Source organism: Stenotrophomonas sp. YJH_SMC_119, assembly GCF_059368315.1.
In genome coordinates this window covers 35,459-48,770 of record NZ_JCAFRP010000014.1, presented here as the reverse complement: position 1 = coordinate 48,770, position 13,312 = coordinate 35,459, and the positions used below count along the sequence as shown (strand labels likewise).

General features: G+C 66.7%; 14 protein-coding genes. 10 read left to right on the top strand and 4 right to left on the bottom strand.

All coding sequences use genetic code 11. The features are described from left to right. Positions 1 to 6 precede the first annotated feature (6 nt). From AC5P6S_RS17765 to AC5P6S_RS17750, 4 genes are read right to left on the bottom strand one after another with little or no spacing between them, the layout of a single operon-like run. Positions 7 to 1,128 (bottom strand): hypothetical protein, encoded by a 1,122-nt coding sequence (locus tag AC5P6S_RS17765; RefSeq protein WP_099562693.1) that lies wholly within the window; start codon positions 1,126 to 1,128, stop codon positions 7 to 9. A gap of 35 nt (positions 1,129 to 1,163) precedes the next feature. Next, the gene (locus AC5P6S_RS17760) at positions 1,164 to 1,724 is read right to left on the bottom strand and encodes a hypothetical protein (RefSeq protein WP_414498293.1); all 561 of its coding nucleotides are present in this window, start codon (positions 1,722 to 1,724) and stop codon (positions 1,164 to 1,166) included. A 30-nt stretch (positions 1,725 to 1,754) separates the two neighbouring features. Continuing rightward, the gene (locus AC5P6S_RS17755; RefSeq protein WP_012481609.1) at positions 1,755 to 2,174 is read right to left on the bottom strand and encodes an NUDIX hydrolase; all 420 of its coding nucleotides are present in this window, start codon (positions 2,172 to 2,174) and stop codon (positions 1,755 to 1,757) included. Further along, positions 2,171 to 4,543 carry a S9 family peptidase gene (locus AC5P6S_RS17750; RefSeq protein WP_065183629.1) on the bottom strand — a complete coding sequence of 791 codons (2,373 nt, stop codon included), beginning with the start codon at positions 4,541 to 4,543 and terminating at the stop codon, positions 2,171 to 2,173. The genes AC5P6S_RS17755 and AC5P6S_RS17750 overlap by 4 nt, the downstream gene beginning before the upstream one ends. A 168-nt stretch (positions 4,544 to 4,711) precedes the next feature. Between AC5P6S_RS17750 and AC5P6S_RS17745 the strand changes: the two genes are divergently transcribed. The 10 genes from AC5P6S_RS17745 to AC5P6S_RS17700 all read left to right on the top strand — a co-directional run bounded on the left by AC5P6S_RS17745 (position 4,712) and on the right by AC5P6S_RS17700 (position 13,299). Then, positions 4,712 to 5,041: a hypothetical protein gene (locus AC5P6S_RS17745; RefSeq protein ID WP_005414880.1), complete on the top strand. Its 330-nt coding sequence runs from the start codon at positions 4,712 to 4,714 to the stop codon at positions 5,039 to 5,041. Between the two features lie 37 nt (positions 5,042 to 5,078). Further along, complete coding sequence (locus AC5P6S_RS17740; RefSeq protein ID WP_012481607.1) at positions 5,079 to 5,732, top strand: RNA polymerase sigma factor; 654 nt, start codon at positions 5,079 to 5,081, stop codon at positions 5,730 to 5,732. Beyond that, positions 5,729 to 5,944, top strand: coding sequence for a hypothetical protein (locus AC5P6S_RS17735; RefSeq protein WP_012481606.1), 216 nt, complete (start codon positions 5,729 to 5,731; stop codon positions 5,942 to 5,944). The genes AC5P6S_RS17740 and AC5P6S_RS17735 overlap by 4 nt, the downstream gene beginning before the upstream one ends. 321 nt (positions 5,945 to 6,265) lie before the next feature. Further along, positions 6,266 to 7,561, top strand: coding sequence for an ABC transporter permease (locus AC5P6S_RS17730; RefSeq protein ID WP_012481605.1), 1,296 nt, complete (start codon positions 6,266 to 6,268; stop codon positions 7,559 to 7,561). Position 7,562: 1 nt separating this feature from the next. Then, positions 7,563 to 8,762, top strand: a complete 1,200-nt coding sequence (locus tag AC5P6S_RS17725; protein WP_012481604.1) for an ABC transporter permease — start codon at positions 7,563 to 7,565, stop codon at positions 8,760 to 8,762. Positions 8,763 to 8,891: 129 nt separating this feature from the next. Next, positions 8,892 to 10,289, top strand: a complete 1,398-nt coding sequence (locus AC5P6S_RS17720) for a cytochrome ubiquinol oxidase subunit I (RefSeq protein WP_012481603.1) — start codon at positions 8,892 to 8,894, stop codon at positions 10,287 to 10,289. A gap of 1 nt (position 10,290) precedes the next feature. Next, complete coding sequence (cydB, locus tag AC5P6S_RS17715; RefSeq protein WP_005414876.1) at positions 10,291 to 11,304, top strand: cytochrome d ubiquinol oxidase subunit II; 1,014 nt, start codon at positions 10,291 to 10,293, stop codon at positions 11,302 to 11,304. Positions 11,305 to 11,521: 217 nt separating this feature from the next. Further along, complete coding sequence (locus AC5P6S_RS17710; RefSeq protein WP_012481602.1) at positions 11,522 to 12,265, top strand: beta-ketoacyl synthase chain length factor; 744 nt, start codon at positions 11,522 to 11,524, stop codon at positions 12,263 to 12,265. Continuing rightward, positions 12,258 to 13,055, top strand: coding sequence for a lysophospholipid acyltransferase family protein (locus AC5P6S_RS17705; RefSeq protein ID WP_005414875.1), 798 nt, complete (start codon positions 12,258 to 12,260; stop codon positions 13,053 to 13,055). The genes AC5P6S_RS17710 and AC5P6S_RS17705 overlap by 8 nt, the downstream gene beginning before the upstream one ends. After that, positions 13,042 to 13,299, top strand: coding sequence for a phosphopantetheine-binding protein (locus AC5P6S_RS17700; protein WP_005411610.1), 258 nt, complete (start codon positions 13,042 to 13,044; stop codon positions 13,297 to 13,299). The genes AC5P6S_RS17705 and AC5P6S_RS17700 overlap by 14 nt, the downstream gene beginning before the upstream one ends. The last annotated feature ends 13 nt before the right edge of the window (positions 13,300 to 13,312 follow it).

Below are 13,312 nucleotides of genomic sequence, written 5' to 3'. Positions count from 1 at the left end.
CAGGCGCTACGGCGAACCAGGGCCCTCGCGCGGGGGCGTACATTCTGCCGTGCCGGGCACGGGCTGGTAACGCTGGTAGGCGGTCTGCGCATCCATGCCGAGCAGATCGCCGTTGCCGAGCTGGCGCAGCACAAGGGTTTCGCCGTTCTGCTGCAGGTGGATGGCGCCGTTCTGCAGGCGGGCCCGGGTGCCATCGCCGAAGTCGAGCCTGTCGATCACGCCTCCATCGGCCTGGTAGCGGCCGCAGGGCACCTGCTGGGCCGGGACGAGGCGCAGGTCAGCGCCGGGACCGCGCAGCGGTGCGATGCGTTCGCAGGCGCTGGTGCGGCCGGCATCGCAGACCACCTGCAGCGCCTGCACCGCCAATGCGGGCTCCAGCGCGATCAGTTGCTGTGCGGCTACTTCGACGCAGAAGCGGCCACTGCGGTGCTGCAGGCACAACTGCTGCAGGCGATCGCGTGCAGCGGCCGGAAGCGGTGAATCCGGCATGTCTTCGTCTTCCTGTTGCAGGCGTTCACCGACCTTCTGCATGGCGGCGGCCAGCGCATCGCCGGTCAGCGTCTCGCAGGCCTGCGGGTCATGGCCGGGCGTGTGTTCGCGGCAGATGGGCGGGCGTTCGAAGCGCGCGGGGCTGGTGTCATCGCTGCCGGCTACAGTTGTTCCATCGCGAAGCTGGCGCAGCAGCGCCGAGCAGCCCGCGCCAACGCCTTCGCTGCACGCACGCTGGGCCTGGCCGGGTGAGGCCGTGGGCAGCCGTGCAACGCAGTGGCTGCCAGCGGCGCGGCAGCTGCCATCCATCGCGCTGGGCTCGCTGGCGCAGGCGCGGGGCTGGCGCAGGGTGTAGAGCACCACCCCGTCGTGCTCGATGCGCTGCCCATCGGCGCTGATACGGATCGGCTGCGCCACGCCATCGTCGAGCATGACCAACCGCGTCTGTGCCGCACCGCGATCAACCCACAGCGGCTGAGGCTCGCTGCCATCATCGTGGTGGTAGCCGCTGCCGGGAGTGGTGAACACCAGCGTCATGCCGCCATCGGCGCTGCGGTATTCGCCACATTGCAGCGCATCGGCGCCGGCAGGCAGCGCAGTCAGCACCAGCAACGCGGGGAGAAGGGTCGGCAAGCGCAAGCGACGGTCCTTGTCGTGCGGGAAAGGGGGGGGGCTCAGTGGAAGCGCGAGCGGAGGTCCGGCCGCAACAGGCGCCAGGCCAGCCAGCCCTGCAGGCCGAGGAGCACCAATGACATGGCCACCACGGTCAGCGTGATCAACCAGCGTTTCAGATGGAGTTCCTGCTGCAGGACGGCGTCGTCGGAGAGAAACGGGATGACATCACGCATGAACACGTCCAACCAGCCGGCGACCGCAAAGTTGGCCAATGCGCTCAGCAGCAGGATCACCACAAAGCTCCACAGGCCCCAGCTGCGCTCGCGCAGCAGGCCCCAGCTGGCCAGCGTCGAGGCCAGGCACAGCAGCGCGGCAATCATCGACGCGGCCACCGGATGCGCCAAAAGCCAGGTCAGGCTGTGCAGGTGCTGGTCTTGTACTTCCCTCTCAACCAGATGCCAGATCGGAAGGTTGCGCAGCGGCCACAGCAGCAGCCCCTGCATCACGAAGCACACCGTGAGCAGCAGCGACAGCCAGAACGAAGCGTGTGCGATCGGACGCACCCAGGCGTGATAGGTCGGCTGGACCAGCGAGGGAATCGGCGGGATCGACATTGACATCCGGTGTCCTTGCAATCGGTGCCCGCGCGATCAGCGGGCCGTCACCCGGGTGGCGACGGCCGGCAGGATATGGTGTTCGCTCAACGGTGCCAAGGGCTGGCCATGCGGCGGCTGCAGCGGCACCCAGGCCAGTTCGGCGATCTCGGCACATGCCTGTGGCGTGCCGTCCACCCGCACCCACCAGGCCTGTGCCTGCACGCGATGGCCGGGCTCGTTCACCGCCCAATCCTCGAAGGTGCCCAGCGCGATGGCGGTATCGGCGCACAACTGCACACCGAGTTCTTCGTCCAGTTCGCGGGCCAGCGCCTGCAGCGGCGCTTCGCCGGGTTCGGGCTTGCCGCCCGGTTGGATGAAGCGGCTGGCGCCGTGCTTGCGCACCACCAGCGCCCGGCCGCGGTCATCCAGGATGACCGCGGCCACGATGTGGATCGTGGCCGCGGCGTTGCTCACTTCAGGTTCTGCTCGAACAGCTTGAGGATGCGCTTGTACTGGTCCAGCCAGGAATCGGCGCGCACATAGCCGTGGCGCTCCAGCGGGTACGGTGCGATCGACCAGTTGTCCTTGTGCAGTTCGATCAGGCGCTGGGTGAGGTTCACCGAGTCCTGGAAGAACACGTTGTCATCCATCATGCCGTGGGCGATCAGCAGGTTGTCCTGCAGGTTCTGCGCGTATTCGATCGGCGAGGACACGCGGTACGCCTCCGGATCGATGTCCGGGGTATTGAGGATGTTGCTGGTATAGCCGTGGTTGTACTGGTGCCAATCCACCACCGGGCGCAGCGCGGCGCCGGCCTTGAACGTGCCCGGCGAGCGGAACAGGGCCATGAAGGTCATGAAGCCGCCGTAGGAACCACCGTAGATGCCGGCATGGTCGCGGTCACCCTGCTGGGTGTCGACCAGCCAGTCCAGGCCGTCCTTGTAGTCTTCCAGTTCCGGGTGGCCCATGTTGCGGTAGATCGCCGTACGCCAGTCGCGGCCGTAGCCCTCGCTGCCGCGGTAATCCATGTCCAGCACGATGTAGCCCTTCTGCACCAGCAGGTTGTGGAACATCTGCTCGCGGAAGTAGGCCGGGTAGCGCTGGTGCACGTTCTGCAGGTAGCCGGCGCCGTGCACGAACATCACGATCGGGTACTTCTTCCCCGGTTCCTTGTTTTCCGGCTCGTAGTACTTGGCCCAGACCACGCCGGCACCGTGCTTGGACGGCACTGCCACCAGCTTCGGCTGGATCCACTGGCGTGCCTTGTAGTCGGCGGTACGGGTGTCGGTCAGCACGCGGGCCTGGCCTGCGCCGGTGCTCGGTACCACGGCCAGCTGCGCCGGCAGGTAGGCGCCGGAGTAGCGCACCAGCAGCTGCTGGCCGTCCGGCGACAGCGAGAAGTCTTCCACGCCGTTGAGGCTGGTCAGCTCGCGCACCTGGCGGCTGCCGGTGTCGACCGCGCAGACTTCGTAGTCATGCGGCGCCTGCTGGTTGCACAGGAAGTAGAAACCCTTGCCGTCGGCCGACAGCACCGGCGCCGAGGTTTCCCACTTGCCGCTGGTCAGCGCCTGCGGCTTGCCCGTACCGGACTGGGTATACAGGTGCGAGAAGCCCGATTCCTCCGACAGCAGCCACAGCGTGCGGCCATCGGCCATCCAGCCGAAATCATTGAAGCCCCAGTTGATCCAGGCGGTGTCGGTCAGTCGATGGCGGTTCTGCACGCGGCCGTCGGCGGCGTTGACGCTGATGATCCAGCGGTCCTTGTTGTCGTTGGCACGCAGCATCACCGCGGCCTGCTGGCCATCGGGGCTCCAGCGGATGCCACCGCCCATGAAGTCGCTCATCACCTGCAGGCTGCGCTCGCCCTTCAGCGCGTCCTTGCCGGCCTTGCGGCGCAGCTCGGCCAGCGGATCGGTGCTGATGCCCGGCAGGCCGGCCAGAGAGACTTTCTCGGCCTTGCCGGTGCGCACGTCCACGTACCACAGCGTGTGCGGTTCGAAGCCGTTACGGCCGACGCGGGTGCGGGTGTCCTCGGTTTCCTCGTAGCCCGACTCGGTCACGTACAGCGGCATCTTGCCGCCACGGCCGTCATCGAAGTCCTTCGGCTTGGTCACCACGACCAGGTGGGTCAGGTCAGGCGACAGCACGCTGTCGGCGATCTCGACGTCTGCGCCCAGGTACACCGGGCCCGGCGCACGGGTCGGGTCGGCCTGGCGCCAGCGCTGGTCCTGATCCTTCAGTGCTTCGCGCTGGTCACGGTCGCGGCGAAGGGTTTCCAGCGTGCGCAGCTGCTGGTCGCGCAGCACGTCGGCCTTCGGCGGCGTACGCGGATCCTTTTCGGCCTTGAGGCTGGCCACCTGCTGCACGCCGCTGGCGGCGGCCCAGTGGAACCAGTTCTGGCCGACGCGCCAGATCACGCCATTGTCGGCGGCGAAGTTCACGTTGCCCGCGCGCTCGTTGCTGCGGGTGAGCTGGGTCAGCGCGCCGCTGCGCAGGTCGCGCACGAACACGTCGCCATTGCGCACGAATGCGCTGCGGCTGCGGCTGCGGTCGTAGACCGGCTCGGCCACGTCCAGGGTGCCGCGCTGGTCATCGGCCACCTGCGCGGCCACGCCACCGGCCACCGGCTGGCGGAAGGTATCGCGCACCGGGCTACCGTTGCGCTTGAGCTGGTACTCCACCTGCTGGCTGTTCCACGACCACCAGGCCTTCTCGACCGGCGGGCCGATCCAGTCCGGGTCGGCCATGGCCTGTTCGATGGTGATCGGCGTCGGCGCGGCATGCGCAGCCGGTGCGGCCAGCACGGCCGACAGCAGGAGGGACAGGGGCAGCACTCGGGACATGGGCGGACGGCACCAGTAGAGGAAAACCGGCCAAGCGTAGCAGCCGCACGGGCCGGGGGCAGGGGCCACAGGTCATGGCAGCGGGATTGGCAAAGTAGTGCAACCGCTGGCCGGCCTCGCGCATCCATTCTCCTGAACCCGCATCATCCACCGAACAGGAGCCCGACCATGCAGGAACTGATCCCGATCACCCTCTTCATCTGCATCGCCTACGCGATCCACGCCATTGCCGATGCCCGCGCGCGTAGCAAGCTGGTGGCCCCGCACGTGCCGGAGGAAGTGATCCGCTCGCTGGCCGTGCTGGAAGAAGAGCGGCGCCGCCAGGGGGCGTTGCGCTGGGGCATCAGCCTGGTCTGCCTGGCGCTGGCCATGGCCCTGCTGGAGGCCATCGGTGCGCGTGACCTGACCTTCGGTGCCGCTGCCGCGCTGGTCGGCAGTGCCGGCCTGGGCCAGCTGCTGGCCTGGCACTTCACCCGCCCCGCCGCACGCAAGGGCTGAGCCGGCGCATGCCACGGGCACAGGGGGCGCCCCGTAGATGAGCCTGCTCGGCGAAGCACTGTCGGCGCTGCGGGGCCGTCGCCGCCACGATGCAGTATCGGCGGCACCGCCCGCCGAGCCGCTCGACGCGGACCAGGCCCTGGTGCGGGCCATCATCGATGGCTCGCAGTCGGCCTTCGCGCAACTGGTTGAAACCCACCAGCGCACCTGCGCGCAAGTGATCGGGCGCATGGTCGGCGACCGCGACCAAGTGCCCGATCTGCTGCAGGAGACCTTCCTGGCAGTGTTCCGCCAGCTGCACCGGTTTCGTTTTGAATCCTCGCTGCGCACCTGGGTTTCCCGGGTCGCTTACACCACGGCGCTGCAGCACCTGCGCCGGCGGCGGCTGGAGGCGCAATGGATGGTGGCGGTGGAGGTGCCGGAGGAACTGGGTGTCGGCGATGAAGGCCCGGGCCCGGTTGAGTTGAGCGAGGCGCTGCAGGTAGGGCGCCAGCTCGGCGCGGCGCTGGAACGGCTGAGTGCACCGCAGCGCCTGATCGTCGGCCTGCACTACCTGGAGGATTTCGATCTGGCCGAAATCGAGCAGGTGACCGGACTGGCACGCGGTACCATCAAGAGCCACCTGCACCGCGCGCGCCAGGTCCTGAAGCAGGAACTGACGCGGCATGCCACTGCCGGAGAACTGCTGTGAACCCATCGACCGACCCTCGTGATGCGGAAGAGCGCGCGCTGGCGCAGGCGTTGCGTGAGCAGGTGCAGCGGGAAGAAACGCCGGATGTGAGTGACGCGCTGCAGAAGCGCATTGCCGCTGAGTCACGCGACAGTGGCGTGGGCTATGTGGTGGTGCAGGTGCTGTTGTTTGGCGCACTGCTGGCTGCAGCGGCCTGGTACTTCTGGGTCTAGAAGAACATTGACGCCCGCAACTGCTTTGGGACGCTTCTTCCTCCAACTTCCGATCAGATATCCAAGCGTCGGGCGTTGTCTCCACGTCGGCAGTTGGTCTTTCCCGTCAGACTCCGTCACGTCGGCCTCGTCATCAGTGGCAGTCGCTCTATCCAGGGTCCGCGAGCTACGTGTGTTTCCTGAGGAAAGTTGCAAACTCCATGCCTCCGCTTGAGTCGGAGTTTCACAATCAGAGACTCTCAACCATCAGCTTCCACGGGTATGGAGTGAGAATCACATGGACAGGTGCGCCAGTAATCCAACGCCGGATGCAATTGGATGATGCTCTACTACATCCAGCTTTCGCTTGCCCGATTCAAGCAACGGATCGGCACTCATCTGGCAATCGCTCTCATGCTGGGTGCGGGGGTGGGGATCACGACCGTGATGCTCTCCATTGTTCTCCAGGCATCGTCGGATCCCGCGCCGGGCCGGAGCTCCGCATTGTTCCGCCCGTACCTTGATGCGCGTCCAGATGCTCTGCGCAGTGGTTCCCCGGATCCGGGACAGGCACTGACCTGGCCGGATGCGAAGGCGCTTCTGGGCCAGGGGAGGTCGTGGAAGCAGGCCGCCATGGCGGGCGGGGCGGTGACGCTCTCCCGGCCGGGAGCCGCCAGCGCAAGGCTGCGTGCGAGGTTCGCAACGTCCGAAGTGTTCAGTGTTCTTGGCATTGCTGTTGTTGAAGGGCGCGCATGGACCGCCGAGGAGGGGCATGCTGCGAGTCGTATAGTGGTCCTGTCGCGTGCGCTCGCCGAGCGCGAGTGTGCGCAGGACTGTGTTGGTCATCGGTTGGAACTGGGCAGGCGCACCTACACTGTTGTGGGTGTCGCGGAGGACTGGCATCCGGTGCCGATGTTTCAGGGAGATCTCACACGGCGGCCGTTTGTGGAACCTGACGAGATCTACCTGCCGGTTGAGACCGCAATCGCGGACAGGCTGACTGTTGTGGACGGGACGGCGATCTGGGGGGGTGACCAGGACACGGACCCTGCAGGAGCCAACGTGTCATGGCTTCAATTGTGGGCGTGGCTGCCCACCGCGGATGATGTCGCCGCCTACCGGGCGAATCTGGATGCCTATGCACAGACAAAGGGCCTTCGGATCGAACCAGGCACCCAGCAGGTGGCACTCTGGCCGTTGATGGAGTGGCTGGACAGGCTGGGATTGGTTCCGGAGCGGGCCAGGATGCAGCTTCGGCTGTCACTGATCCTTCTCGGTGTGTGCATCGTCAACGCGGCGGCGCTGCTGAGCTTCAGTCTGGGGCGCCGTCGGCGGGAGCTCGCGATACGACGTGCACTGGGAGCGCGACGTCGGGACGTGTTCATCCAGCTCATGTGGGAATCCATCGCGGCGGGAGCCGCAAGCAGTGTGCTCGCTGTCGTCACCTACACGCTGGGAATCCGGGTGGTTGCTGCGGGAGACGTTCTGCCCAGCGCGATAACGGCGATGCATGCTGGGGCAATGCTGATGGCCGCTGGCCTGGGAGTCGTCACGACGTTGCTCTGTTCATTGGTCCCGTCGTTTGAAATCTGCAGGGTCAGCTCCCTGTCGAGTGCCTTCGCGAAGGGGGCTGCCTGAAATGTTCGAATCGATGAGGGAGACCCGACGACATTTGGGAAGCGCCGCACTGCTTGCAGTGCAGGCAGCGCTTGCAAGCCTGGCATGTGCGTTCGCACTGCAATCTGCGCTGGACAGCTTCGCCAGATTGAACGCCGGGAGCATCCGGGAGGCAGCATCGATTGGTGTGGTCAGAGTCTCTGATGTCGAAGACGGCGCGGATGCGGCAGTGCTGCGGGCAGACCTGTCCGCGATCCGGCTGCCCGGTGTTCAGGACACGGTTGTGAGCGACGCTGTTCCGTTCGGGGGAAGAGCCCATCGATACGGCGTATGCACCAGTGAGTCGGCCATGGTGCATTCGATGAACGCGGGCACGGCAGACGTTGCTGGATGTGATCGCGTTCCCGTTGTAACTGCAAGCTCTGGCTTGCTGGCGATGCTGGGCGCGGGAATCGTCCTGGGGCGCGATGCCATGGAGGAGGACATGGTTGAAGGCGCTCCGGTGGTGCTGATCAGTGAATCGCTGGCTGCCCATCTGTTCGGAGCGGGGAATGCTGTTGGCCGCCACCTGTATTTCGGCCCCGGCAGCAGCCGGGTCATCGTGGGCGTATTTGCGTCTGTTGCTGGACCGGCGCCAGGCGGCAATGAGCGAGATTCGCAGTGGGTGCTGCTCCCGGGCCTTCCCATGGGCGCCAGTCGCTATTATCTGGCGAAGTGGAGGTCGGAGGTTGATCGTTCATCGCTTGATCGCACCGCCGATGCGCTGCAGCGGCCTTATCGGATCATGCATCCAGCCGGTGTCGAGACGCTGGCGGGTTATCGCGACGCCTACGTCAAAGCTGATCGCTTCGCTACGACCGTGCTCGCGGTCATGACCGCCGTTGTTCTCGGTGTGCTGATGGCCGGCGTTTCCGGAGTTGTGGGCGCGTGGCTTGATCGGCGCCGGCACTCCATTGGGGTTCGACGGACATTGGGTGCTCGCGGATCCGTGATCTTTGCCGAAATCATGTTCGAGGTTTCACTGTTCACCACGCTGGGCACCCTGCTCGGCGCGTTGTCGTTGCAGTGGGTAGGGTCGCCGCAGGACGGCAGCACAGGTTCACCGTGGTTCTCGATATCGAGCGCTGTCGTGCTGGTGATGGGGGCCTGCTTGACTGCACTGGTACCCCAGGCCCTGCGAATCACCAAGGAGCCGCCCTTGACCCTGCTGAAGCCCTTGTAGCCCATTCATCCTGTCACCCAGCTTCACCTGCGACAAAGTGAAGCAGCGCGTCACCCGGTCGCATCCCGTCTTAACGAAATCCTCCTAAAGTGGTCCGGTATCCCACCGGTCACAGGCAGGAGGCGTCCCTTGGACGCGTTGTTGTTGTCCCGGATCCAGTTCGGATTCGTCATCAGTTTCCATGTGCTGTTCCCCGCCTTCACCATTGGCACGGCCAGCTGGCTGGCCTTCATCGAATGGCGCTGGCTGCGCACCAAGCTGCCCGTGTGGCGCGAGCTGTATTTCTTCTGGCAGAAGATCTTCGCGGTGTCGTTTGGCATGGGCGTGGTCAGCGGCATCGTCATGGCCTTCCAGTTCGGAACCAACTGGCCACGGCTGAGCGAGGTGGCCGGCACGGTCATCGGCCCGCTGCTGACCTACGAAGTGCTGACCGCGTTCTTCCTGGAAGCCAGCTTCCTCGGCGTGATGATGTTCGGCTGGGGCCGCGTCTCGCCGCGCCTGCATTTCCTGTCCACCTGCATGGTGGCGCTGGGCACGCTGTTCTCCACGTTCTGGATCCTGTCGTCCAACAGCTGGCTGCATACGCCGGCCGGCTACGAGATGGTCAACGGCGTGGTGCATCCGGTGGACTGGTGGCAGGTGGTGTTCAATCCTTCGTTCCCGTACCGGCTGGCGCACATGGCGCTGGGTTCGTTCATCACCACCTGTTTCGTGATCGGTGGCGTCGGCGCGTGGTACCTGCGCAAGGGCACGCACGTGGAAGCGGGCCGGCGCATGCTGGTGGCAGCGGTGGCGTTCGCGGCACTGACCGTGCCGGTGCAGATTTTCGTCGGCGACATGCATGGCCTGAACACGCTCAAGCACCAGCCGATGAAGATTGCGGCGATGGAAGCGCACTGGCATGAAACCAAGGAGGGCGAGGGCGTACCACTGGTGGTGTTCGCGCTGCCGAACGAGAAGGAAGAGCGCAATGATTTCGAAGTTGCCATCCCGAAGCTGGGCAGCGTGATCCTCACCCACAGCCTGGACGGCACCTTCGACCCGCTCACTTCGGTACCGTCCAGCGAGCGGCCGCCGGTGACGCCGGTGTTCTTCGCCTTCCGGATCATGGTCGGGCTGGGCACGCTGATGCTGCTGCTGGCCTGGGTGTCGGCTTTCCAGTTGTGGCGCAGGAAGCTGCTGGATTCGCCGTGGCTGCTGCGCGGCTGGAACTGGATGCTGCCCAGCGGCTTCATCGCGCTGCTGTCCGGGTGGTTCGTCACCGAGATGGGCCGCCAGCCGTGGGTGGTGTATGGCGTGCTGCGCACCGCTGATGCGGTCGGCCCGCAGAGCGCGTGGATGACCGCGCTGTCGCTGGCGGTCTACGTCGTTGGCTACGCCTTCGTGTTCGGCTGGGGCATCTGGTACCTGGTGAAGATCCTGCGCCACGGACCGCGTCCGCACGATGATGGGCCGTCGCTGGACCACGGCAGCCACACCCCGGCACGCCCGCTGTCGGCGGCCGACGAACCGCTGGAGGAGCGCTGACATGGACCTGATGACCTGGCTGCCGGTGGCGTGGTTCGCGGTGATCGGCTTCGGCGTGCTGATGTATGTGGTGCTGGACGGTTTCGTGCTCGGCATCGGCATCCTCGCCCCGTTCGCCGAGGACGAGGAACAGCTGGACCTGATGATGAACACCGCCGCGCCGATCTGGGACGGCAACGAGACCTGGCTGGTACTGGGCGGCGCCGGGCTGCTGGCGGCGTTCCCGAAGGCCTATGCGGTGTTGTTGTCGGCGCTGTACCTGCCGGTGTTGTTGCTGGTGGTGGCGCTGGTGTTCCGCGGGGTGGCCTTCGAGTTCCGCTTCAAGGCGCATCGATCGCGCCGGCTGTGGAGCGTGGCGTTCGGCCTCGGTTCGCTGCTGGCGACCTTTGCCCAGGGCGTGATCCTGGGCACCCTGGTGCAGGGCATCCCGCTGGTGGACGGCGTCTATCAGGGCGGACCGTTCGCCTGGTTCAGCCCGTTCGCGATGCTGACCGGTGCCGCGCTGGTGGCCGGCTATGCGCTGCTGGGCAGCACCTGGCTGATCCTGAAGACCGAAGGCCGCGTGCAGGCGCTGGCACGGCAGATGACCCGGCCGCTGGTGGTGGCGGTGATCGCAGCGATGGGCCTGGTCAGCAGCTGGCTGCCGTTCCTCGATTCGCGGCTGATGGCCCGCTGGTTCAGCGACGGCAACTTCTGGTGGCTGTCGCCGGTGCCGCTGTTGACCCTGGCGGTGGCCGCCGCGCTGTGGCGCAGTGCGACCCATCCGCGCCGCGACCTGCCGCCGTTCCTGCTCAGCCTGGCGCTGTTCGTGCTTGGTTTCCTTGGCCTGGTGCTGGGCATGTGGCCGTACCTGCTGCCGCCGTCGATGACCCTGTGGCAGGCAGCCGCGCCGGCCTCCTCGCTGGGCTTCACCCTGGTCGGGCTGGTCATTCTGCTGCCGGTCATCCTGGGCTATACGGCGTGGTCGTACCGGGTGTTCCGCGGCAAGGTGCACGCCGACACCGGTTACCACTGATGGGTTGATGGCGGGGCCCGACGGTGCCGGGCCCCGTGTTGGGGAATGTGAAACCTGCACACCCCGGGCGGGACGTGCTAGCGTGCGCTCCTTTCCGGCAGCCAGGGGGGCAGCCGGCGACGTCCTGGACGGACGCACGGCTGCAGGAATGGGGGGCCGCCGCGCGTCGCCGTAATGGCTCGTGCCTATCGTTCTCCCGTTGAAGCACCAACGCTAAATGATTGAATTCTCCATCGTCGACTGGGCCGCGTGGGCGCCCGGCCTGAGCGAGCGTAGCCAGTGGCTGGGCTGGGCCGAAGCGCCGTACCTGCCGCACGGCGGGGATACGCCGGCACTGGCAGAGGTTCCGGCAATGCAACGCCGTCGCATCGAGCGGTTGGGCCGCATGGCGATCCAGACCGCGTGCTGGTGCGAGGACGGGCAGGGGGCCGACAGCGACGTGCCGCTGGTGTTCGCCAGCCGCCATGGCGACGTCGCACGTTCGATGGACCTGCTGGGGGCGCTGGTCGGCGACCAGCCGTTGTCGCCCACCGGATTTGGCCTGTCGGTGCACAACGCGATCGCCGCGCTGTATTCAATCGCCCGCGGCCATCGCGGCAACTACCTGGCATTGGCGGCTGGCCAGGCAACGGTCGAAGCCGCGTGCCTGGAGGCCGTCGGCCTGCTGGCCGATGGCGCCCGCGAGGTGCGGGTGGTGGTCTACGAGTCGCCGCTCCCGGAGGTTTACGCGACGTTCGCCGACGAACCCGACCCGTTCTTCGCCTGGTGCTGGCGTTTGACCGCGCCAGCAGAGGACCGGCCGACGCTGGCGCTGCAGTGGCAGCCGGCCGACGGCCAGGCCAGCACTGTGCCCGGCCTGCTGCCGCACGCGCTGGACCTGCATCGCTTCCTGTTGTCCGGCGCGCCAGCGCTGGAGCACGTGGCCCATGGCCAGCGCTGGCGCTGGGGCCGCCGTGAGTGAGCTGCCGCGCCGCCTCGACCACGCCTGGCGGGTGTTTGGCACCGGCCTGAGCTTTGTTGCGTTTGGCCTGGGCGGGCTGCTGCTCGGCGTCCTGGTGATGCCGGTACTGCTGCTGATGCGGGACCCGGTGGCCCGTCGCCGGCGCGCCCGGCGCGTGGTCCAGGTCGCGTTCGCCAGCCATCTGCGGCTGATGCGCGGGCTGGGGGTGATGACCTACGAGATCGAGGGCGGTGAACGCCTGCAGCGTGACGGCCTGCTGGTGCTGGCCAACCACCCGACCCTGATCGACGTGGTCTGCCTGATCTCGCTGCTTCCCAACGCCGACTGCGTGGTCAAGCGGGCCGTGGCCTGCAACCCGTTCATGCGCGGTCCGGTACGGGCCGCCGGCTACATCTCCAATGACGATGGCGCCGGCCTGGTCGATGACTGCGTGGCCGCGGTGCATGCCGGCGGCACCCTGGTCATCTTCCCGGAGGGCACCCGCAGCGTGCCCGGGCAGCCGCCGCGCCTGCAGCGCGGGGCCGCCAACATCGCCGTACGGGGCCGCATCGACGTCACCCCGGTGCGGATCACCTGCAGCCCGCCAACCCTGACCAAGGGACAGAAGTGGTATCGTGTCCCCTCACGTCGCTTTCACGTTCGGCTGCAGATCGGCGAAGATATCCCGATCGCGCCTTTCTTGGCCGAAGACGACTCGCCAAGGGGGGATGCCTTGGCGGCACGCCGCGTTACCGAGCACCTTTCTCGTTATTTCGACCTGTCTGGAGAGCCGCCCCGTGCAAGCACTTGAGCACGAGATCAAGGAATTGATCATTTCCTCCCTTTCGCTGGAGGACATCACGCCGGAGGACATCGATCCGACCGCGCCGCTGTTCGTCGAGGGCCTCGGCCTGGATTCGATCGACGCGCTGGAGCTGGGCCTGGCGCTGCAGAAGAAGTACGGTGTCAGCCTCTCGGCCGATTCGGAAGAAACCCGTCGCCATTTCTCCAGCGTGCGCGCGCTCGGCGAGTTCGTCGCCGCCCGCCAGTCGTAACGGCGCCAGGAAT

Excerpts from the sequence above, each read along its gene's own strand:
- AC5P6S_RS17760 (WP_414498293.1), bottom strand. The coding sequence starts at position 1,724 with ATGTCAATGTCGATCCCGCCGATTCCCTCGCTGGTCCAGCCGACCTAT.
- AC5P6S_RS17750 (WP_065183629.1), bottom strand. The coding sequence starts at position 4,543 with ATGTCCCGAGTGCTGCCCCTGTCCCTCCTGCTGTCGGCCGTGCTGGCC.
- AC5P6S_RS17745 (WP_005414880.1), top strand. The coding sequence starts at position 4,712 with ATGCAGGAACTGATCCCGATCACCCTCTTCATCTGCATCGCCTACGCG.
- AC5P6S_RS17740 (WP_012481607.1), top strand. The coding sequence starts at position 5,079 with ATGAGCCTGCTCGGCGAAGCACTGTCGGCGCTGCGGGGCCGTCGCCGC.
- AC5P6S_RS17730 (WP_012481605.1), top strand. The coding sequence starts at position 6,266 with ATGCTCTACTACATCCAGCTTTCGCTTGCCCGATTCAAGCAACGGATC.
- AC5P6S_RS17725 (WP_012481604.1), top strand. The coding sequence starts at position 7,563 with ATGTTCGAATCGATGAGGGAGACCCGACGACATTTGGGAAGCGCCGCA.
- cydB (WP_005414876.1), top strand. The coding sequence starts at position 10,291 with ATGGACCTGATGACCTGGCTGCCGGTGGCGTGGTTCGCGGTGATCGGC.
- AC5P6S_RS17710 (WP_012481602.1), top strand. The coding sequence starts at position 11,522 with ATGATTGAATTCTCCATCGTCGACTGGGCCGCGTGGGCGCCCGGCCTG.